At 61.2% G+C, this 19,116-nt stretch carries 19 protein-coding genes; 6 read left to right on the top strand and 13 right to left on the bottom strand.

The features are described 5' to 3' along the window. Positions 1 to 70: 70 nt before the first annotated feature. Positions 71 to 1,084 carry a DUF2125 domain-containing protein gene (locus EV561_RS12345; RefSeq protein WP_132521799.1) on the bottom strand — a complete coding sequence of 338 codons (1,014 nt, stop codon included), beginning with the start codon at positions 1,082 to 1,084 and terminating at the stop codon, positions 71 to 73. A 50-nt stretch (positions 1,085 to 1,134) separates the two neighbouring features. Between EV561_RS12345 and EV561_RS12340 the strand changes: the two genes are divergently transcribed. After that, a complete protein-coding gene (locus EV561_RS12340; RefSeq protein WP_132521797.1) occupies positions 1,135 to 1,668 on the top strand; it encodes a gamma-glutamylcyclotransferase in 534 nt (177 codons plus the stop codon). An 8-nt stretch (positions 1,669 to 1,676) separates the two neighbouring features. Here the strand turns inward: EV561_RS12340 and EV561_RS12335 are convergent, their stop codons facing one another. From EV561_RS12335 to ftsE, 4 genes are all read right to left on the bottom strand, one after another. Then, positions 1,677 to 2,480, bottom strand: coding sequence for a 1-acyl-sn-glycerol-3-phosphate acyltransferase (locus EV561_RS12335; protein WP_132521795.1), 804 nt, complete (start codon positions 2,478 to 2,480; stop codon positions 1,677 to 1,679). A 100-nt stretch (positions 2,481 to 2,580) separates the two neighbouring features. Continuing rightward, complete coding sequence (locus EV561_RS12330) at positions 2,581 to 3,180, bottom strand: YdcF family protein (protein WP_245512664.1); 600 nt, start codon at positions 3,178 to 3,180, stop codon at positions 2,581 to 2,583. Between the two features lie 205 nt (positions 3,181 to 3,385). Further along, entirely contained in the window at positions 3,386 to 4,402 is a 1,017-nt protein-coding gene (locus EV561_RS12325; protein WP_207910523.1) for an ABC transporter permease, read from the bottom strand. Then, the gene (gene ftsE / locus EV561_RS12320; protein WP_132521793.1) at positions 4,395 to 5,054 is read right to left on the bottom strand and encodes a cell division ATP-binding protein FtsE; all 660 of its coding nucleotides are present in this window, start codon (positions 5,052 to 5,054) and stop codon (positions 4,395 to 4,397) included. Before ftsE ends, EV561_RS12325 begins: the two co-directional genes overlap by 8 nt. Positions 5,055 to 5,237: 183 nt before the next feature. Here ftsE and EV561_RS12315 point away from each other — a divergent pair, with 183 nt between their 5' ends. The 3 genes from EV561_RS12315 (at position 5,238) to EV561_RS12305 (ending at position 7,136) form a co-directional block, all read left to right on the top strand. Beyond that, positions 5,238 to 5,921 (top strand): hypothetical protein, encoded by a 684-nt coding sequence (locus EV561_RS12315; RefSeq protein ID WP_245512655.1) that lies wholly within the window; start codon positions 5,238 to 5,240, stop codon positions 5,919 to 5,921. Between the two features lie 82 nt (positions 5,922 to 6,003). Next, the gene (gene hpt / locus EV561_RS12310; protein ID WP_132521791.1) at positions 6,004 to 6,546 is read left to right on the top strand and encodes a hypoxanthine phosphoribosyltransferase; all 543 of its coding nucleotides are present in this window, start codon (positions 6,004 to 6,006) and stop codon (positions 6,544 to 6,546) included. A 230-nt stretch (positions 6,547 to 6,776) separates the two neighbouring features. Next, a complete protein-coding gene (locus EV561_RS12305) occupies positions 6,777 to 7,136 on the top strand; it encodes a response regulator (RefSeq protein ID WP_132521789.1) in 360 nt (119 codons plus the stop codon). 23 nt (positions 7,137 to 7,159) lie between these two features. Here EV561_RS12305 and EV561_RS12300 read toward each other — a convergent pair whose 3' ends face one another. The 4 genes from EV561_RS12300 to argH all read right to left on the bottom strand — a co-directional run bounded on the left by EV561_RS12300 (position 7,160) and on the right by argH (position 13,365). Then, positions 7,160 to 9,916 carry a TIGR02302 family protein gene (locus tag EV561_RS12300; RefSeq protein ID WP_132521787.1) on the bottom strand — a complete coding sequence of 919 codons (2,757 nt, stop codon included), beginning with the start codon at positions 9,914 to 9,916 and terminating at the stop codon, positions 7,160 to 7,162. A 260-nt stretch (positions 9,917 to 10,176) separates the two neighbouring features. Then, complete coding sequence (lysA, locus tag EV561_RS12295; RefSeq protein ID WP_132521785.1) at positions 10,177 to 11,445, bottom strand: diaminopimelate decarboxylase; 1,269 nt, start codon at positions 11,443 to 11,445, stop codon at positions 10,177 to 10,179. A gap of 15 nt (positions 11,446 to 11,460) precedes the next feature. Continuing rightward, complete coding sequence (locus EV561_RS12290) at positions 11,461 to 11,655, bottom strand: lipoprotein (protein WP_132521783.1); 195 nt, start codon at positions 11,653 to 11,655, stop codon at positions 11,461 to 11,463. 306 nt (positions 11,656 to 11,961) lie between these two features. After that, a complete protein-coding gene (gene argH / locus EV561_RS12285; protein WP_132521781.1) occupies positions 11,962 to 13,365 on the bottom strand; it encodes an argininosuccinate lyase in 1,404 nt (467 codons plus the stop codon). Positions 13,366 to 13,388: 23 nt separating this feature from the next. On the opposite strand from argH, the gene EV561_RS12280 reads away from it, so the two are divergent. Further along, positions 13,389 to 14,057 (top strand): TlpA disulfide reductase family protein, encoded by a 669-nt coding sequence (locus tag EV561_RS12280; RefSeq protein ID WP_132521779.1) that lies wholly within the window; start codon positions 13,389 to 13,391, stop codon positions 14,055 to 14,057. A gap of 15 nt (positions 14,058 to 14,072) precedes the next feature. Here EV561_RS12280 and EV561_RS12275 read toward each other — a convergent pair whose 3' ends face one another. Both EV561_RS12275 and EV561_RS12270 read right to left on the bottom strand, forming a co-directional pair. Further along, positions 14,073 to 15,095, bottom strand: coding sequence for an LLM class flavin-dependent oxidoreductase (locus EV561_RS12275; protein ID WP_132521777.1), 1,023 nt, complete (start codon positions 15,093 to 15,095; stop codon positions 14,073 to 14,075). A 98-nt stretch (positions 15,096 to 15,193) separates the two neighbouring features. Next, positions 15,194 to 16,177: a nitrilase family protein gene (locus EV561_RS12270; protein ID WP_132521775.1), complete on the bottom strand. Its 984-nt coding sequence runs from the start codon at positions 16,175 to 16,177 to the stop codon at positions 15,194 to 15,196. A 124-nt stretch (positions 16,178 to 16,301) separates the two neighbouring features. Here EV561_RS12270 and EV561_RS12265 point away from each other — a divergent pair, with 124 nt between their 5' ends. After that, positions 16,302 to 17,069: a DeoR/GlpR family DNA-binding transcription regulator gene (locus EV561_RS12265; protein WP_132521773.1), complete on the top strand. Its 768-nt coding sequence runs from the start codon at positions 16,302 to 16,304 to the stop codon at positions 17,067 to 17,069. A gap of 70 nt (positions 17,070 to 17,139) precedes the next feature. Here EV561_RS12265 and EV561_RS12260 read toward each other — a convergent pair whose 3' ends face one another. Both EV561_RS12260 and EV561_RS12255 read right to left on the bottom strand, forming a co-directional pair. Next, the gene (locus tag EV561_RS12260) at positions 17,140 to 18,021 is read right to left on the bottom strand and encodes a 3-hydroxybutyryl-CoA dehydrogenase (RefSeq protein WP_132521771.1); all 882 of its coding nucleotides are present in this window, start codon (positions 18,019 to 18,021) and stop codon (positions 17,140 to 17,142) included. 141 nt (positions 18,022 to 18,162) lie between these two features. Beyond that, positions 18,163 to 19,092 carry an electron transfer flavoprotein subunit alpha/FixB family protein gene (locus EV561_RS12255; RefSeq protein ID WP_132521769.1) on the bottom strand — a complete coding sequence of 310 codons (930 nt, stop codon included), beginning with the start codon at positions 19,090 to 19,092 and terminating at the stop codon, positions 18,163 to 18,165. Between the last annotated feature and the right edge of the window lie 24 nt (positions 19,093 to 19,116).

Here is a 19,116-nt window from a genome sequence, read left to right as displayed (position 1 = left end):
CGCCACTAGGTTCGGCGGTAGGCGAATGAGGGGGCGGTATAACGGTCAGGTTTACTAACCGATCCGTACCTCAAATCGGCGGGATCTGCCCGAGCGGAATGAAGCCGCTCAAGAAGACGTTGCCATGATCGGCAGTCAGGTCGACGGAGACCTTGTCGCCGCCGGCTGCGAGTGCCTTGAGGATCTTCGATGCTGAATCGATGATGTGCTTGGCGGCGGGGATGGTTTGCTTGAGGCTGTCGCGCCAGGGGCCGATCTGTTCGATCTCCAGCTTGAACTGGCCGGAGACCAGCCCCTGGTCGTCGATCGAGAACGGGCCGGACAGTGTCATGACGCGGCCATCGCCGATATCGGCAACGACGCGATGCAGAGTGCCCGATGCGCCCAGCAGGCCGCCCTTGTCGCTGCCGTCGAGAAGACCGGCCTTGTCCGCGAGCGTAATGTCGGCGCTGGCTGACAGCGTCGGCAGGGGCTGCGGAAAATCCTTGATGACGGTGTTGGATTTTTCGACGCCGACCGTTGCCTCGAGATTGGGGCCGTTCTGGCGGACATGAATTTCGGTGTGATCGGCTGACACATCGAAGTTCTGGCCGGTGAAGGATGAAGCGATACCGGCCTTCAGGCCTTCTATCACGGTCCGGCCTTCCTCGATGCCGTTGCCCTTGGTGATGAGGGTGGACTGCAGATCCTTCCACTCGGCCGACACGCTCAGGCCCTGTGCGGTGCGGATTTCGGCGGGCGAATTCAGATTCCAGCTGATGTTGCCCGGTGCGTAGACATGTGCCGATGCGTTGAGGTCATCGAAGGAGCCCGACACGCCGTTCACATGGTCGTCGATATCCACCTTGGAGCAGGAGAGGCCGATACGGAAGGGAAAGCCTTGCAGGGAAAGGTCGCTGCATTGCCCGGTAATGCCGGCCGCGTTCTTGTCTCCGAGCGCGCGCATCACATTGGTCTTCAGCGCGGCTGCCGCATAGTACCAGCCGCCGGTATAGAGAGCCGCGATGATCACGATCAGCGCGATCCCGAACAGCCACATCCTTTTGCCCGTGCTGGATGTGCCGGTCTGGCTTGACGCTGCCATGATGTTCTCCAATGGTGAGTCGGTAGATTTCTTTTGATTTGGCTTTGGATATGGACGAATTTTGGGTGTTTGGCTACGGATCACTGATGTGGAATCCGGGATTTGACTTTGTGGAAAAATCCGAGGCCCTGATTTTCGGATATCGCCGCGCCCTCTGTGTCCACTCCTGGGTACATCGCGGCACGGAGGCGAGCCCCGGTCTCGTGCTCGGCCTCGATCGTGGCGGTTCCTGCCGGGGCATGGCCTTCCACGTGGCGCCGAAAAGCAAGGCCGAGGTGCTGGACTACCTGCGCGAGCGCGAACTTGTCACCAAGGTCTATCTTGAGCGCATGCTGCCGATCCGCCTGACCGGTGGGCGGCGCGTGACAGCCGTCGCCTATGTCGTCGACCGGAGCCACCGGCAATATGCTGGCGCGCTCGGTGCCGTCGATGCCGCGCGCATCGTCAATTTCGCCAAGGGGCAATCAGGCCCGAACGACGCATATGTTTTCAATACGCTGGAGCATTTGCGGCAGATGGGCATCCGCGACCAATGGCTCGAAGATGTGAGCGACGAAATCGTGCGGATACGCGAAGCCTCGTAGTCCGGAGCCTATACCGCCTTGGCAGCGATTTTCTGAGCATCGAGTTCGGCCAGGCGCTTCGTTGCCGTCGGCGGCACGGGGAGTTTCGGATTGTTGGCGATGGTTTCGACGAGAAGCTCGTCGCTTGCCTTCTCGGTTTCCTCGATCAGCTTTGCAAAGAAAGTGTCGGGATCCATGCCCGGCTGGAGCGGCGGCAGGATACGCACCTTGAGATGGCCGGGATAGCGCTGAAACGTACGGCGCGGCCAGAAGAGGCCGGGATGCATGGCGACAGGCACGACCGGGATATTCAGATCGCGGTACATACGGGCGATGCCATATTTATAAATCGGCTCGGCGCCCGGCGGCCGGCGGGTGCCCTCCGGATAGATGATGAGCTGTCGGCCGTTTTTGAGCTCCTCCTGGGTGCGTTTCATCACCTCCACCATCACCTTGCCGCGGGCGCCGCGGTCGACCGGGATCATCCGCTGTTTCTTGGCATACCAGCCGAAAAGCGGGATCCACATCAGCTCGCGCTTGAGGATATAGGCGGGATCGTCAAGGTAGGGCAGGAGCGCAAAGGTGTCCCAGAAGGACTGATGCTTCGGGGCGAAGATGTAGCTGCCCTTGGGAAGGTTCTCCAGTCCCTCGATCTCGAAGGTCGTGCCGACGATGACCTTCATCAACCAGACGCTGGATGCCGCCCATGCTTTCGGGATAGCGTAGGCGGCTTTTCGCGGCATGAAGAAATAGATCGGGGAAAGCACGATCATGCGAATGATCAGATTGGCGTAGAAGGCGGTATTGAACAGGATCGAACGCACGGTATTCATGGAAGCTTCCCTGGCGCGCCGAACGCCCGGGCGCTTCACCGAGTGCCTACACGAAATCCGTGTCAATAAAAAGCGGACGCGTGCCGGAAGGGCATGAAAGTCAGATGTGGCTCTTGCCCGTTGCCTCGTCCGGCTCCTCCGATCGCAGGCCGACAGGACGCCCAAAGCCCGTCAGGTTTCTGGCCCCGGCGAGCAGCACCTTCGCATATTCGGAGAGGATGGTCCGCAACGCATTCGGGTCAGTGAACCATGCCTTCGTCTTGAGGTCGGAATTGACGACGGGATAGGGAATGAAATCGGTGGCGGGATCGACGTACTTCAGCTCGGCAATGCTGCGGGGCATATGATAGTTGTTGGTGACGACAAGCACGTGCTTATAGCCATTGCTGTGGATCCAGCGCACTGCCTCGCGGGCATTGCCGATCGTGTCCAGGGCATCGTAGCCGATATCGACGCAGCACGAGAAGAGATTGGCGGGGCTCTGTGTCAGCCTGCGGATCTGCGTGCGGGTCGTGGTCGGATGGACGCCTGATATCAGCAGCCGGTTGCCGGCCCCCTGGCGCAGCAGTTCCACCGCCTGGTCGATACGCTGGTAGCCGCCGGTCAGGACCACGATCGCATCCGCCTTGGGATAGAGTGGCGGTTTCAGCGTGGTGATCGAGTCGGCAAAATGCAGGAATCCGCCGAAGAGTATGGCCATGAGGAGGATGGAGGCAAAGCCGCCCCAGCGAAGAATTCTACGGAAGAGGCTGCGACGCGGCGAGCCGCCATTTTGGGATTGCTCCCGCAATGTCGGCGGCAGAGAAGTATTATGCGTCATCTGGCCCATGGTCATGAATCATCAGTAGCCGCAGATTGCGGCAAGGAACAGGCTGTTTGATGGCAAAACGCCATGGGTAAGACCGTCAGTTCGGGACACTGTCGGTTCTTGCTGGATCAGACCTTATCAGGTCGATCTCGTAAATGGTTCGCATGACAGTAAACCGCGCCGTGACCGTCGTCAAAAGCGCGATGACGATCATCGTCACGAAGATGCCGACATAGCCGAGCGCGCCTACCGAAAAGGTGCCGAACAGGGCGGTCGCCTGGTCGGTTTGCGGCGTGGCGATAGTATGGCTCTGGATGATGCCGGCGGCGGCGAAGAACAGGGCGGCAAGCGCCGATCCCACGGCTGATCCCTTGAGGCTGATCTTCAGGAAATGCTTCTGGAATTCCGTGGCGACGAAAGAGCTTTCAGCGCCGACGAAATGCAAGACCTCGACGATATGGCGATTGCCTGACAGCGTACCGCGGGTGGCGAAGACCACCGTCAGAACCATCGCCGTGAAGACGAGGAGAAGGACGCCCGTGCCGATCATAACCGTCGTATGCGCCATGGAAACCAGGCGATCGACCCAGGTGCGATGGTCGTCCAGCGATGCCTGCGGAATGGAATCCTTGAGCAGTGCGCGCATCGCCTCGAAATCCGGCGGGTGGGTCTCGTCGATGGTGATGATGACGAGGCGCGGCACCGGCAGTTCCTTCAGGTCCAGACCCGCCCCGAGCCACGGTTCGAGCAGACGTGCCGTCGCCGCCTCGTCGACGATCTGGCCGGTCTTGGTGCCGACGAAGCCGAGCGCGATGTCGCGCGCCTGGGTCAGGGCCTTCTCCATGTCGAGATTGTCGTCGGGCTTGATCTGGATGGTGATCTCGCGGGAAATCTGGCTTTCCCAGCTTGCCGCCGTCGAGCGCACCATGCTGACGGCGCCGAGCGTCAGGCAGGCGAGAAACGCCATGATGGCGATCACCACCATCAGCGCATTGCCCTGGATGTTGGAGGGCGGAACGATGGGGGCCGTCGGGCGCACGCGCATTTCCGGCCGCTTCTTTTCGGGGGCGCCACCTGCGGGTCGTCCGCTTCTTGCCGGGGCCGGATCAGTCATAGATATCCAGATGCCCCCCTGACAAAATCATGCGCCTCGCCTCGACCTGATCCATCAGGGTCAGATCGTGGGTGGCGATGACGACTGCGGTGCCCAGGCGGTTCAGCTCAAGAAAAAGATTGAGCAGCCGGCGGGCCATTGGAGGGTCGACATTCCCCGTCGGTTCATCGGCGAGCAGAATCTCCGGCCGGTCGATGAGTGCGCGGGCAATCGCCGCCCTCTGCTTCTCGCCGCCCGACAGCACCGGCGGCAGGACGTTGATGCGCTCGCCGAGGCCGACCCATTTCAGGAGTTCCAGCACGTCAGTGCGATAGGAGCTTTCCTCCTTGCCCCGGACGCGCAGCGGGAGGGCGACATTCTCATAGGTCGTCAGATGTTCGAGAAGGCGGAAATCCTGAAAGACGATGCCGACACGGCGGCGGAGCAGAGGCAGCTCGTTGCGCGGGATCGAGGCGATGTCGCGGCCGAACATGCGAATGAGCCCGCGCGTCGGCTGCAATGACATGAAAAGCAGGCGCAGCAACGTCGTCTTGCCAGCGCCCGAGGGGCCGGTCAGGAACTGGAAGGATTTCTTCGGAATGTCGAAGGTCAGGTCCCGGAGGATTTCCGGGCCCATGCCGTAGCGCAAACCGACATTTTCGAAATGGATCAACGGGCCGTCCAGTCTGTGCGCGTTCTCGATAAGCCGACTTGTTAACCAAGTCCGTTAACAGTCGGTAAATTTTGCCGAAAGGACGTCCGGTTTACGGCGGTCTTTGCGAAGCATTAACCATTAAAATTTACTTCTGGGACGGATTCGTTTCAATGCCCAGATTTCGTCGGGGCGTGAAACCATGTGGACACCGAAGAGGACGTCGTCATGGGTGCATTCCGCTATCGCCAGCAGCAGACGGGATTGGTCTATGATCTTCTTCCGCCCGAGCGGATAACAGGTCAAAGATCGCATGGCTTTTTCGACCGAAAGCCTGACATCACGGACGCGGAATTCGTGACCGTGCTGCCCGTTCGCGGATCGGCCTTCTCGGCGAAGAATTTCAAAGCCAACCATTCCCATGTCGTTTCCAAGCCTTCCGCGTTTTCTCCGGCGATTACGGCACTTGCGGTCTATCTGCGTATTGCCGAGCAATGGCTGCAGCGCGCGTCCGGTCGGGTTTTCGCCGTTCTCGTGGTCGCAATGTTCGTTCTGGTCTTTGGCCTTTCGGGCGGGTTCTCCGGCCTTTCGACCAACCAGGCCGCGATTTCCGATCCCTTGCAGTTCAGCCATGTCACGCTCACGCCGCGCGATGCCAACGGCATGCGCATTCTCGTTCTGAACGGTATCATCGAAAATCAGGGCGAATCTGCGGTTTCCCTGAAGCCGGTGCGGGCTGATCTTGTGGTCGATGACAGAATCCTCTCGACGATCGTCGTTGCGCCGCCGGTTGACCGGATCAAGGCCGGAGAGAGCCGCGGATTCATGGCGCGACTGCAATATCCCGGCGGAAAAATGCCGGAAGCACGGCTTTCCTTCATGCCTTAGGGTGCTTCGGGCGCTCGTTTGTGCTAACGAGCGGGGCTTAATCGGCGGATGTCCGTCGCACAGCCTATGGAGCATGCCCTTAATGCCAGTCGTTCGCGGAAAGATCATCGAGCCGCTTTTCACCGCCGAGCAGATCGCCGAGCGCAATCTGTCTATGGCGAAGGAGATTTCCAGCGGTCCCACAAAAGACCTGCTGGTCATCGCGATCCTCAAGGGTTCGTTCATTTTTGCTGCCGATCTTCTGCGCGCCCTGCACGACACCGGCCTTGCACCGGAAGTCGAATTCATCACGCTGTCGAGCTATGGCACCGGGACGACGTCGCAGGGCGTGCGTATCGTCAAGGACATCGACAGCGACGTGAAGGATCGCGATGTCCTTCTGATCGACGATATTCTGGAGTCCGGCCGCACTTTGCGCTTCGCCAAGGAACTGCTCTATGAGCGCGGCGCACGCAACGTCACGCTTGCCGTTCTGCTCGACAAGAAGGTGAAGCGGAAGGAAGAGCTGGAGGCCGATTATGTCGGTTTCGAGTGCCCGGACTATTTCGTCGTCGGCTACGGGATGGATGTCGCCTATGCCTTCCGGGAACTGCCCTTCGTCGGCGTCGTCACCGGCGATGTCTGATCGTTAGAGCGCTTCCGCTTTTCTTCGAATCGCGAGAACGCCTAACTATTTGATTTTCTGCAATTCCGAACGCAAAACCGCTGTACACTTTTGCTGGAATTGCTTCAGACCCTCCGGATATGCAGACGGCTTGTTAACCATTGGCCGGGTTCCTTCGCGCCGTTTACCGATCGCAAAGGAAAGTCTGGTGATTTCGCTTCAGGACATGACGGACCGACGGAGCGATGAAAATGGCCAAAATCCTGATTACGGAAGACGAAGATTCCTTGAGAAGCTTCGTTGCTCGCGCTCTGCGTCTAGATGGACATGAGACCGAAGAAGCCGCCGACGGCGCCGAAGGCCTGGAAAAGCTGAAGCTCGGCGGTTTCGACCTGTTGCTGTCGGATATCCGCATGCCCGTCATGGACGGCATAGAACTGGCGCATCAGGCAGCCTCTGGCTGGCCTGACATGAAAATCCTCTTGATGACCGGCTATGCCGAACAACGCGAACGCGCCGACGACCTCATGGAAAAGATCGTCGATGTCGTCTCCAAACCCTTTGCGCTGCCTGACATCCGCAAGGCGGTCGCCCGCGCGCTGGCGGCTTGATCGCTTCCGCTATCAGATTGCTTCTACTGAATATCGAGCAGGCGTTCGAGATAGCGCCGCTCTTCCTCCTGGGTCGGATTGTTGCCCAGTCGCTGGCGAATGGCGTCGAGGATTTCGCGAGCCCGCTGCACATCGATCTCGTCGGGAATTTTCGGTCCGTCGTCGCTTAGCGGCCCGTCGTTTGTCTCGCGCATCCGTCCAAGGGGGTCGCGACCGTTCTGGTTGCCCTGGCCGAACTGGCCCTGCTGATTGCGGCCGCCTGCCTGTCCGTTCTGCTGCATTGCCTGCATCATCTGGCTCATCATGTCGCGTGCGCCCTGGCGCAAGGCTTCCAGTGCGCGGCCCTGGCCCTGCAGCGCCGGTTCGCCGTGACCCTGGCCCAATTGGCCGGCAGCACCTTCCATCTCGCGCTGGGCCTGACCGAAACCGGGACCGGGCTTGACGCCGAGCTTGCCGAGGCCCTTTTGCAGCTCGCCGAGTTGCTTGCCAAGCTCCTCCTGCCTCTGGCGCAATTGCTTCAGGGCTTCGCGCAGCTGATCGGCCGTCATGTTGTCGGTCGGCGATTGTCCCTGCTGCCCCTGTTGGCCCTGCTGTCCTTGTTGCCCCTGTTGGCCTTGCTGCTGTTGCTGCTGGCCCTGTTGTTGCTGCTGGCCGTTCTGGCCGGGCATGGGCTGGCTGAAGGGATCGTCGCCGTCCTCGTTGGGGTCGCCGCGCTGCATGCGGTCCTTCATCGCCTGGTCGAGCTTGAAGGTCTCCTCCATCAGCTTCTGCTGGTCGCGCAGGATCTGGCCGAGCTTGTCCATCTGCTGCTGCGCTTCGCTATTTTGCTGCCCCTGCTGCTGACCGGGCTGCGGTCGACCGGCCTGCAGGTTGTTCATCATGCGCTGCAGTTCGGACAGCATCTGCTGGGCCGCGTCGCGATTGCCCGAGCGAGCGAGGTTCTCGATCTGATCCATCAGGCGCTGGAGGTCCTGCTGCCGCAGGACATTCGCGGACCGCTGGTTGGGCTGCATCGGCGCATTCTGCATGCGCTCGGCGAGCTCCTTCATATAGTCGTTCATCGCCTTGCGAAGCTCGTCCATGAGCTTCTTGATCTCGGCGTCGGGCGCGTTGCGCTGAAGCGCATCGGATAGTTTCTGCTGGGCGTCCCGCAGCTTTTTCTGCGCGTCGGAAAGCTGGCCGTCCTCCATTCCTGTCGCAATCTGCCAAAGGTAATCGGCGGTGTCCTTCAACGCATCGTCGCCACGCACAAGCTTCATGCGCGAGCGCGCCGACTGCAGCAGCAGATAGTTGGTCAGGCTCGGAATGGTTTCGTCGGCGCGAAGGGTCAGCGCTTCGTTGAAGGCGATTGCCTCAGGCATCTTGCGGGTGTCGAGCGTAAAGATCTGCCGCTCTTCGGCAACGGCTCCGGCCAGCGGTTCGGTGAAGTTGCGGGCGGGCAGCGTCATCTCGTAAGGCGGGCTACGGCCCGTCTGGCCGGCGCCATCCTTCGCGACAAGCGTCACACGGACGCGCTTGCCGGCGAGCGGATCCTTCGTCAGGTCGTGGCTCGCCAGACCTTTGACATCCCGGCGGTTGCGGCCGGGGATATCGAGCTTGTATTCCGGAAGCGCATAAAGCGGGGTGGCCTGAGGATCGCGGTCGACAGGCACGATCTCGGCATGGGCCTCCTCGATGCCGTAATCGTCCTTCGCCTTGAAATTGATTTCGAGGGCGCCATTGACGCTGCTGCGGGGCAGGCCGTCGAAGGCGATTTCAGGCGCCTTGTCGGCGAGTACCTTGAAGGACCACTGTTGTCCGGCGACGGAAAGGACGCCGCCTTTTTCCAACTTCAGCAGATGCGTGCGTGCTGCCGGGGGGCTTGCGTCGGCAGTGGCAGCGCCGTTCGGAGCGGGTGGCTGTGGCTGGGGTGCTGCCGGCGCCGGAGGCTTAGGGCTGTTGCCCTGCGCGGCTGCAGCCTGCGCCTGTTCCGGCGTTTGTGCTGCAATATCGGTCGGCTGGTCGCTGCCCGTTGCCTGGAAGGTTACCTTCTCATCGCCCTGGCCGCCGGTCACTCGGACGGTCAAATCGGAGAATTGCGGAATGCTGATTGCGTTTTGCGCAAGCGCGCTGTTGCCGGTCAGATAGGTAGGCGCCTGGCCGGTATAATAGGGAGGGGTGACCCAGGCGTCGATGCGCAGGTCGGGGTTCTGGGCGCCTCGGCTCGAACTGTTGAACGCATCGGTAATCGACCCGCCGCTGTTCGATGCCGAGAAGCTGAAGGCCGTCACAAGCAGAAGGGCGGGAATGGCGCGGAGCGCAAAACGGTCGTAGCGGGCGATATCAGGGCGCGGCAATCCTGCATCGAGAGCGGCGATTTTTGCCGCCATGCGCGCCTGATGCTCACGCCATAGGGCACGGGCAAAAGGCGTATCGAAGGCGGGCTCGTCTTCCTGAACGGTGACGGGCTGGTGCGCAAGGCCGTTGCGCTCTTCCAGAAACCGATCGGCCTCCGATGTTGCCGGCCAGCGAAGGCGGCGGAAGGGAATGAGCGACGCGGCGAGAGCCAGGGCAAAAACAGCCAGAAAAGCCCATCGCACGGGATCGGAGGCGATGCGGAAAAGCCCGAACCAGGAGACGGAAAGATAAAAAGCGATGACCGAAAGCGGGGCCAGCAGCATAGGAAGCAACTGCTCGCAGAAAAGCACCAGCCGGGCCAGCATACGCTTGATCGCCACCAACCGCGCAAGCGCTGGGCGATCCGCAAAGGCGCCCTTTCTTCCGTTGCTGGAGCTAGTCATCGATCAGGCTCTCTCCGTTCTCTCGTTGCTGACGGGCACACATCCCCTGAACCGTCTTCGGCCAAGCGGGAATGATGCGCCATTCAGTCCTCAATTTCATCCTGTCCAACCTGGATCAGAATAGAGTCATGGCGCTATCGCCGGGCGCCCGGCACGGCGCCCGCTATCTCAAAGGATAACATTCTTTGTGGCGAAGGCGAGGGCAAGCACCCGTTGCAGGCGTTTTTTCGGGATAATTCGCTAAAATGTGAACCTGGCTCTCAGTCGAGCCAGGCCGGTATGGAATCGAGGCCGATGAGCTGCTCATAGGTGCCGCGAGGCCGGATCACATGGAATTCTGCGCCCTTGACCAGCACCTCGGGCACCAGAAGACGGGTATTATAGGTGCCGGCCTGAACGGCGCCATAAGCACCGCCGGAGCTGATCGCCAGGAGATCGCCAGCCTTCGGCATCGCCATTTCGCGATCGAGAGCCATGTAGTCGCCGGTCTCGCAGACCGGGCCGACGACATCGGCCTTGATGCGCGGCGCGCTGGCGGCCGTGACCGTGACGGGGCGGATTTCGTGATGGGCCTCATAGAGCGTCGGACGGATGAGGTCGTTCATGGCCGCATCGACGACGACGAAGCTCTTGGCGCCCCCATCCTTCACATAGACAACCTCGGTCACCAGGATGCCGGCATTGCCGACAAGCAGCCGGCCAGGCTCGGTGACGATCTTGCAATTCAGGCCACGAAGCTGGTTCGTGACGACTTGGGCATAGGCTTCCGGTGACGGCGGCGGATTGTTATCGTCGCGATAGGGTATGCCGAGGCCGCCGCCGACATCCACGTGGTGAATGTCATGGCCTTCGCCGCGCAGCGTGTCGACGAGATCGCGCAAAAGCTTGAAGGCATCCTCGAAGGGCTGAAGCTCGGTGATCTGGCTGCCGATATGCATGTCGATACCGGTCACCTTGATGCCCGGCAGTTCGGCGGCGCGCGCATAGACGGGACGGGCGCGTTCATAGGCGATGCCGAACTTGTTTTCCTTCTTGCCGGTCGAGATCTTCGCATGGGTGCGGGCATCGACATCGGGATTGATGCGGAAGGATACCGGCGCGACCTTGCCGGCGCGCAGCGCCCGCTGGTTCAGCACTTCCAGTTCCGGTTCGGATTCGACGTTGAAGCAGTAGATGCCGGCCTCGAGCGCGACGTCCATCTCGGCGGCGGTCTTGCCGACGCCGGAGAATACGATTCTAGACGCGGGGATGCCGGCTGCGAGCGCGCGGTGAAGCTCGCCGACCGAGACGACGTCGACGCCGGCGCCGAGGCGGCCGAGCGTCTTCAGGACCGCCTGGTTGGAATTTGCCTTCATCGCATAGCAGACCATCGCGTCAACGCCCGAAAAGGCTTCGGAAAAGACGCGGTAGTGTCGCTCCAGCGTTGCGGTCGAATAGCAGTAGAAGGGCGTGCCGACGGCCTTGGCGATTTCGGGAACGGGTACGTCCTCGGCGTAGAGAATGCCGTCGCGATATTGAAAGTGGTTCACGGAACTATGCCTGTCTCAGAGCAGCGGATCGAGGAGGAAGTGCCTGTCTTCCGTGCCCGGCTGTTTGGTCTTCTGGTTCACATCGCCGCCCTTCGTGGCATTGGCGCTCGGCGGATCGAGGTCGCCCTTGCGGCCACATTCGGCAACGGCGAGACCGACGAAGGAAACGACGAGGGTCAGGCGGAGAATCTGCGGCACGTTGATCTGCATCTATGTCCTCTTGGGCAGGCGACAGGCGGGTGGCTTCTTCATAGCGAAGTTTATTTGCCTTGTGCACCCTGATTGTTGAGCGATCGCGTCCGGCTTAAGGCCCTCTCTGCCCTGCCGGGTATCTCCCCCGCCGGGCATCTCCCCCGCAAGGGGGGAGAAGACTCGTGGCATCGCCTCGCTAAATTTAGGAACTTCGGCGGTGCGGCTGGTAAGTCCCTCCCCCTTGTGGGGAGGGATTGGGGAGGGGCCGCCAAGGCGATTGCGATAGCCATGCTGATTGGCCGATATCAAAGGCCGCGGTTTGGCTCAATTCTTGCCACGCCAATACGCGATCTGCTTGCGCACTTCCGAGGGCGCCGTGCCGCCGAAGCTCTTGCGGCTGGCGACTGACGCTTCGACGGTCAGCACTTCGAAGATCTTGTCGGTGATATCGGGATGGATCGCCTGCAGGTCGGCGAGGCTGAGTTCTGCGAGATCGCAGCCTTTGCTTTCCGCAAGCGCGACTGCCCGGCCTGTCACGTGATGGGCATCACGGAAGGGCAGGCCGGCTTCGCGAACGAGCCAGTCGGCAAGATCGGTGGCGGTCGCGTAGCCGGAGCCGGCGGCGGCCTTCATGCGGGCGGTGTTGATGGTGATATCCTGGATCATGCCGGTCATGGCGGCAATCGCAAGCTCGAGGCTCTCGGCTGCATCGAAGACCTGTTCCTTGTCTTCCTGCATGTCCTTGGAATAGGCGAGCGGCAGGCCCTTCATGATCGTCAGCAGCGCCACCAGCGAGCCGTTGATGCGGCCGGTCTTGGCGCGTACCAGCTCGGCAGCATCGGGGTTCTTCTTCTGCGGCATGATCGAGGAGCCGGTCGAAAAGGCGTCGGACAGGCGCACGAAGCCGAATTGCGGCGTCGACCAGATGACGATCTCTTCGGCGAGACGCGAGAGGTGCATGCCTGCGATCGCGGCAATCGACAGGAATTCGATGGCGAAATCGCGGTCGGAGACCGTGTCGATGGAATTGCGGGTCGGTTCGCGGAAGCCGAGTGCCTTTGCCGTCATGTGGCGGTCGATCGGGAAGCCGGTGCCGGCAAGGGCTGCAGCGCCGATGGGGGATTCGTCCATGTGCTCGATGGCGTGGCGAACGCGCGAACGGTCGCGGCCGAACATTTCGACATAGGCCATGCAATGATGGCCGAAGGTGACCGGCTGGGCGGTCTGCAGATGGGTGAAGCCGGGCATGACGGTATCGGCATGCTCTTCGGCGCGGTCGAGGAACGCGGCGATGAGGCCGGTCAGCGCCGCTTCCGTCTTTTGCAGCTCTTCCTTGACCCACATGCGGAAATCGAGCGCCACCTGGTCGTTGCGCGAGCGGGCGGTGTGCAGGCGACCGGCGGCTGGGCCGATCAAGGTGGCCAGCCGCGACTCGACGTTCATGTGGATGTCTTCGAGCTTGCGAGAGAATTCGAAATTGCCGCTTTCGATCTCTGACAGGATCGTGTTCAGGCCGTGAACGATCTTGTCTTTATCGTCTGCCGAAATGATGCCCTGATGGGCAAGCATGGTCGCATGGGCGATGGAGCCGCGGATATCCTGTGCGAAGAGTTTCTTGTCGAAACCGATCGAGGCGTTTATCTCCTCCATGATTGCAGCGGGGCCTGAGGCGAAACGTCCGCCCCACATCTTGTTGGAGGAGTTGGTGTCCGTGGTATCTTCAGCCATGCGATGCCTACCTGGAGAATGAAATGACAGCGAAGAAGCCGTTCGGTCTGCCGTCCGTGAAACTGATCCTGATCGCAGCCGTTGCAGGCGTGCTTGCGGGTGCGGCAGCGGTATACGTGAAGGAAGAGGGGTATGGCAATGGCAACGCTCAGACAGCCGCCCTTTCAAGCGATTGCGAGGCAGCCAAGGACCATTCGGCAGCGCTGACGCCATTCACCAAGGGGCAGGTCGCCGCCATGGTCGCGGCACAGAAGCCGGTGTCGCTGCAGAACGTCTCCTTCAAGGGGCCGGAGGGCAAGCCGCTTTCGGTTCAGGACTTTGCCGGCAAGACGGTGCTGCTCAATCTCTGGGCCACCTGGTGCATTCCCTGCCGCGAGGAAATGCCGGCGCTGAACGCGCTGCAGAAGGAGATGGGCAGCGACAAGTTCGAGGTCGTCGCCGTCAACATCGATACCGGCGACGATGAGAAGCCGAAGGCCTTCCGCACCGATTACGGCATCGATGCGCTCGGCTATTACCGTGACGGCACGATGGGTGCGTTCAATGCGCTGAAGAAGAATGGTCTTGCCTTCGGCCTGCCGGTCACGCTGCTGGTTGGCCCCAAGGGCTGCCTGCTGTCGGCCATGAACGGCCCCGCTGCCTGGGACAGCGAGGACGCCAAGGGTCTGATCAAGGCTGCGATCGGGTCTTAAGTTTTTCCGCCTGCCTCAGCGCCAGCCGAGCGCAGGCGCGACATGGGTCAGGATCGACTCGATGACATGCGCATTGTAGTCGACGCCTAACTGGTTGGGCACAGTCAGGAGAAGCGTGTCGGCCGCCGCAATCGCCTCGTCCTTCGCCAGCTGCTCGATCAGGGCGTCCGGTTCGGCGGCATAGCTGCGGCCGAAGATCGCGCGGGTGTTCGCATCGATGAAGCCGATGGAGTCAGCCTCCTTGCCGCCGCCACCGAAATAGGCGCGGTCGCGCTCGTCCACCAGAGCGAAGATGCTGCGGCTGACCGAGACGCGCGGCTCGCGCGTATGCCCCGCTTCCTTCCAGGCGTCGCGATAGGCACGGATCTGTGCCGCCTGCTGCACATGGAAGGCTTCGCCTGTCTCGTCGTCCTTCAGCGTCGAACTCTGCAGGTTCATGCCGAGCTTGGCGGCCCAGACGGCCGTTGCGTTGGAGCCGGCGCCCCACCAGATGCGTTCGCGCAAGCCTTGCGAATGCGGTTCCAGCCGCAGGAGGCCAGGAGGGTTCGGAAACATCGGCCGCGGATTGGGCTCTGCGAAGCCTTCGCCTTTCAGGACCTGCAGCAGTACTTCGGTGTGACGCCGGCCCATATCGGCATCGCTCTGGCCTTCCTCGGGGCCGTAGCCGAAGTAGCGCCAGCCGTCGATCACCTGTTCCGGAGAGCCGCGGCTGATGCCGAGCTGCAGCCGGCCTCCGGCGATGAGATCGGCGGCACCTGCATCCTCGGCCATGTAGAGCGGGTTCTCATAGCGCATGTCGATCACGGCGGTGCCGATCTCGATGCGGCGGGTCTTTGCGCCAACCGCCGACAGCAGCGGAAAGGGTGCGGCCAGCTGACGGGCGAAGTGATGCACCCGGAAATAGGCGCCATCCGCCCCAAGCTCCTCGGCGGCAACCGCGAGATCGATGGATTGAAGCAACGCGTCGCCGGCAGAGCGGGTTCCCGATTGCGGCGAAGGCGTCCAGTGTCCGAACGACAGGAAACCAATCTTCTTCATGATTTTCTCGCTTTCAGGATGTGTTGATGACGTTTCATCGCATAAATCCGGAACGGGATATAGTTGACGTTCCATAGACGGACCGTCTTCGGGGAGGCTCAAACCTGGGGCGGCTTGATCGGCGCATTCGAGAGGCGGGCCGCGCGGGTGGAGACCGTGTCGGACTGCGGCTGCACTAGGATTCCATAAAGCTCCGGCCGCCGTATCTTCAGCCAGCGCCGTCCCTGGCTCATCGGCAGCAGGTCAAGGTCCAGATCCGCGATCACCATCTCATCGCTGGCTGCCCATGTCTCCTGCAGAATCCGCCCATAGGGATCGATGATCATGGCGTTGCCGGTCCGCACTTCGCCGGTGTCTTCGCCGACGCCGTTGCTGAATACAACAAACATCCCGTTGTCGCGGGCTCGCGAGGGTAGCCATCGCATCAGCCATTCACGGCCCTTCGGCCCCAGAATTTCGCGCTCGATCGCTTCCGGTTCCTTGTCACGATTGCGCCAGATCTCGACATCGATCAGGCCCATCGCGTGCGGGCTCGGCGAATTGCAGCCGCCGGTCTGGTGAGGGGCGAGCAGCACGTCTGCGCCCATGAGCGCCGTCGCCCGGGCATTTTCCACGAGGTTGTTGTCGTAGCAGATCAGAATTCCGATGCGGATGCCCCAGGGCGTGTCGAAGACCGTGTATGTGTCGCCGCTGCGGATTTCGTCATGTTCGAAGGCGTGAAGCTTGCGATGCACATGGACGTCGCCGTTCGGCAATGCCATGAAATAGCTGTTGAACAACTCGCCATCCGCGGAGCGTTCGAGCAGCCCCGCTCCGATCCCGATGCCGAGGTCTACCGCAAGCTGGCGGACCTTGCGGGCGGAGGGGCCATCGGGCAGTTCCTCGCTCAGCTGGTCCAGTCCGGCCCGATCGAGCCCGGGAACATGCCAATATCCGCTGATGCACATTTCCGGCATTGCGACCAAGGCAGCGCCCTGTTCGGCCGCTTGCCTCGCGAAAAATTCTAACCTCTCCATGTTGTAGGATTTGTCGCTCGGACGATGCTGGAATTGGACACTGGCAACACGAACCACATTCTTCACGGCTCTTCTCCTGCTCTTTGGCCTGGCGTCGTCAATTAATCAGGTGGATACGGCGACCGGCGGTTTTCGAAACGCGCTTGCACGTTTCCACATAATTGTGCATAAACGTGCAAAGGAGTCAACGATGAGCCAGGAAGCAACGCCGGAAGAGCGGCAGAAATTCATAATCGAGACGCTTGAAGCCAAAGGCCGGCTCAATACGAGCGAGCTCTCCGAGCATTTCCAGATCTCTGAGGATACGGCGCGGCGCGACCTGCGCGAGATGGCCTCGGCCGGACTTGTGCAGCGGGTTCATGGCGGCGCCCTGCCGGTCTCGCCGGCGGGGCTGCCTTTCGTCAAACGCTACCGTATTGCCAACGAAGAGAAGGTGAGGCTTGCACGCTGCGCAAGTCAGCTGATCTCACCGGGTCAATTGGTCATCATGGATGGAGGCACCACGAATCTGGAACTGGCCCGCCAACTGCCACGCGATCTGGCCGCGACTATCGTAACGAATAGCCCGCGGATTGCGACCGAAACCTCCGAGCATCCGCTCCTCGAGGTCATTCTTCTCGGCGGCATTTTCGACAAGCGCAGCCAGATGACGCTTGGCGCGCATGTGCTTAGCGAACTGGCGCTCGTCCGGGCGGACCTTTGCTTTATCGGGGTTCACGGCATTCATCCGGAGGTTGGTCTAGCAACGGCGGGTCTCGACGAAGCGACGATCAAGAAGGCTATGATGAATGCGTCAGCGGAGGTCGTAGCGCTGGTAACGGAAAGCAAGTTCGGTACATCAGCTGCTCACAAGTTCGCGGAAGTCTCCGACCTCGACTTTATCGTTGCCGAGGATACGGTGATTGCACGGCAGTTTTCCGAGCAGGTGAGCAAAAGCACGAAGTTGCTCTTCGCTTAAAAGCCGGCTGGGCTGCAATCCATGTTGCAACCGGCCATCATCTTCCGGTTCTACCCAATGGGTGCCGGGCTTAGCGTGTCGGAACCGGGGTCTCGCCGCGATAGTCGTAGAAACCACGGCCGGATTTACGACCGAGCCAGCCGGCTTCGACATATTTCACGAGCAGCGGGCAGGGGCGGTATTTCGAGTCCGCCAGGCCATCGTGCAGCACCTGCATGATCGACAGGCAGGTGTCGAGGCCGATGAAGTCGGCCAGTTGCAGCGGGCCCATCGGGTGGTTGGCGCCGAGCCTCATGGCGGTGTCGATGGCGTCGACCGTGCCCACGCCTTCGTAGAGCGTGTAGATCGCCTCGTTGATCATCGGTAGCAGGATGCGGTTGACGATGAAGGCCGGGAAATCTTCGGCGACCGTTATCGTCTTCTCGAGCGAGCTGACGAATTCCTTGGCGGAATTGAAGGTCGATTCATCCGTCGCAATGCCGCGCACCAGTTCCACGAGCTTCATCACGGGCACGGGATTCATGAAATGAATGCCCATGAAGTGTTCCGGCCGGTCGGTCGCGGCGGCAAGCCGGGTGATCGACAACGAGGAGGTGTTGGTGGCGAGGATCGCTTCCGGCTTCAGGACCGGACAGACCTGCGCGTAGATCTTGCGCTTGACGCTCTCGTCTTCCGTCGCCGCCTCGATGACGAGGTCCATCGGCGCCAGATCGTTGATGTCGCCGGAGCCGGAAATATGCGCCAGCGTCGCCTTACGGACTTCGTCGGTCATCTTGCCCGAGGAAACCTGGCGGGCAAGATTGCCGTTGATCGTGGCAAGACCGCTCTCGATACGATCCTGCGACAGATCGTAGATATGAACCTTATATCCGGCTGCGGCCGAAACATGGGCGATCCCGCAACCCATCTGACCCGCGCCGATAATCCCGATATTCTTCAGCACCGTACTCATCGCCAACTCCCCCGCGGTACGCTTTGCTGTAGGACCGCTTTATTCGCAAATTTGCCGGGCCATTGCTGGCCCGGCAAGATTGATAGACCGATAAATGACAATTTTCCAGTCATTCGCAACTGCGAAGAGCGGGTAAGGCGCTTATAGTGCCTTTTCGAGTTCCGGCAGGGCTTCGAAGAGGTCGGCGACGAGGCCGTAATCGGCGATCTGGAAGATCGGAGCCTCTTCGTCCTTGTTGATGGCGACGATGACTTTACTGTCCTTCATACCGGCCAGATGCTGGATCGCGCCCGATATGCCGCAGGCGATATAGAGCTGCGGAGCGACGACCTTGCCTGTTTGCCCGACCTGCCAGTCGTTCGGCGCATAGCCGGCGTCGACGGCGGCACGGCTTGCGCCGACAGCGGCGCCGAGCTTGTCGGCAACAGGCAGGATGACTTCCTTGAACTTCTCCGCCGAGCCAAGCGCGCGGCCGCCAGAGATGATGATCTTGGCAGACGTCAGCTCCGGACGGTCGGAGGTGGACAGCGCATCCTTCACGAAGGTCGATAGACCCGCACCTGCGACGGCGCCGATGGTCTCGACCGAGGCCGAGCCGCCCTCTGCCGCAGAGGCGAAGGACGCGGTGCGCACGGTGATCACCTTCTTCGCGTCGGTCGACTGTACCGTCTGGATGGCATTGCCGGCATAGATCGGGCGCTTGAACGTATCGGCCGAAACCACCTCGATGATTTCCGAGACCTGGGCGACGTCGAGCAGCGCTGCGACACGCGGCATGACGTTCTTGCCGACCGAGGTGGCAGCCGAGACGATGGCGTCGTAGCTGCCGGCCAGGGAGACGATCAGGTCGGCCAGCGGTTCGGCCAGGTTGTTGGCAAGCTCGTCGCTTTCGGCAAGCAGAACCTTGGAGACGCCCGACAGCTTTGCGGCGGCATCGGCCACAGCCTTGGCGCCCTTGCCGGCGACAAGCACGTGGACATCGGAGCCGATCTTGGCGGCTGCGGTCAGTGCCTTGGCGGTCTGGTCGGAAAGGCTAGCATTGTCGTGGTCAGCCAGAAGAAGAATGGTCATGATAATTGCTCCTGTTCCAGCCTG

This window comes from Rhizobium sp. BK376, assembly GCF_004341625.1.
In the GTDB taxonomy this organism is placed as follows: domain Bacteria; phylum Pseudomonadota; class Alphaproteobacteria; order Rhizobiales; family Rhizobiaceae; genus Rhizobium.
Note: the sequence above shows the minus strand (reverse complement) of the source record. Positions and strands in the feature narration are given on the sequence as shown.

What these genes read in the sequence shown, in the direction of transcription:
- EV561_RS12300 (WP_132521787.1), bottom strand. Translation starts at nt 9,916, where the DNA reads ATGACTAGCTCCAGCAACGGAAGAAAGGGCGCCTTTGCGGATCGCCCA.
- EV561_RS12305 (WP_132521789.1), top strand. Translation starts at nt 6,777, where the DNA reads ATGGCCAAAATCCTGATTACGGAAGACGAAGATTCCTTGAGAAGCTTC.
- EV561_RS12265 (WP_132521773.1), top strand. Translation starts at nt 16,302, where the DNA reads ATGAGCCAGGAAGCAACGCCGGAAGAGCGGCAGAAATTCATAATCGAG.
- EV561_RS12275 (WP_132521777.1), bottom strand. Translation starts at nt 15,095, where the DNA reads ATGAAGAAGATTGGTTTCCTGTCGTTCGGACACTGGACGCCTTCGCCG.
- EV561_RS12345 (WP_132521799.1), bottom strand. Translation starts at nt 1,084, where the DNA reads ATGGCAGCGTCAAGCCAGACCGGCACATCCAGCACGGGCAAAAGGATG.
- argH (WP_132521781.1), bottom strand. Translation starts at nt 13,365, where the DNA reads ATGGCTGAAGATACCACGGACACCAACTCCTCCAACAAGATGTGGGGC.
- EV561_RS12340 (WP_132521797.1), top strand. Translation starts at nt 1,135, where the DNA reads ATGGACGAATTTTGGGTGTTTGGCTACGGATCACTGATGTGGAATCCG.
- EV561_RS12255 (WP_132521769.1), bottom strand. Translation starts at nt 19,092, where the DNA reads ATGACCATTCTTCTTCTGGCTGACCACGACAATGCTAGCCTTTCCGAC.
- hpt (WP_132521791.1), top strand. Translation starts at nt 6,004, where the DNA reads ATGCCAGTCGTTCGCGGAAAGATCATCGAGCCGCTTTTCACCGCCGAG.
- EV561_RS12335 (WP_132521795.1), bottom strand. Translation starts at nt 2,480, where the DNA reads ATGAATACCGTGCGTTCGATCCTGTTCAATACCGCCTTCTACGCCAAT.
- EV561_RS12260 (WP_132521771.1), bottom strand. Translation starts at nt 18,021, where the DNA reads ATGAGTACGGTGCTGAAGAATATCGGGATTATCGGCGCGGGTCAGATG.
- EV561_RS12290 (WP_132521783.1), bottom strand. Translation starts at nt 11,655, where the DNA reads ATGCAGATCAACGTGCCGCAGATTCTCCGCCTGACCCTCGTCGTTTCC.
- EV561_RS12330 (WP_245512664.1), bottom strand. Translation starts at nt 3,180, where the DNA reads ATGGCCATACTCTTCGGCGGATTCCTGCATTTTGCCGACTCGATCACC.
- EV561_RS12325 (WP_207910523.1), bottom strand. Translation starts at nt 4,402, where the DNA reads ATGACTGATCCGGCCCCGGCAAGAAGCGGACGACCCGCAGGTGGCGCC.
- EV561_RS12280 (WP_132521779.1), top strand. Translation starts at nt 13,389, where the DNA reads ATGACAGCGAAGAAGCCGTTCGGTCTGCCGTCCGTGAAACTGATCCTG.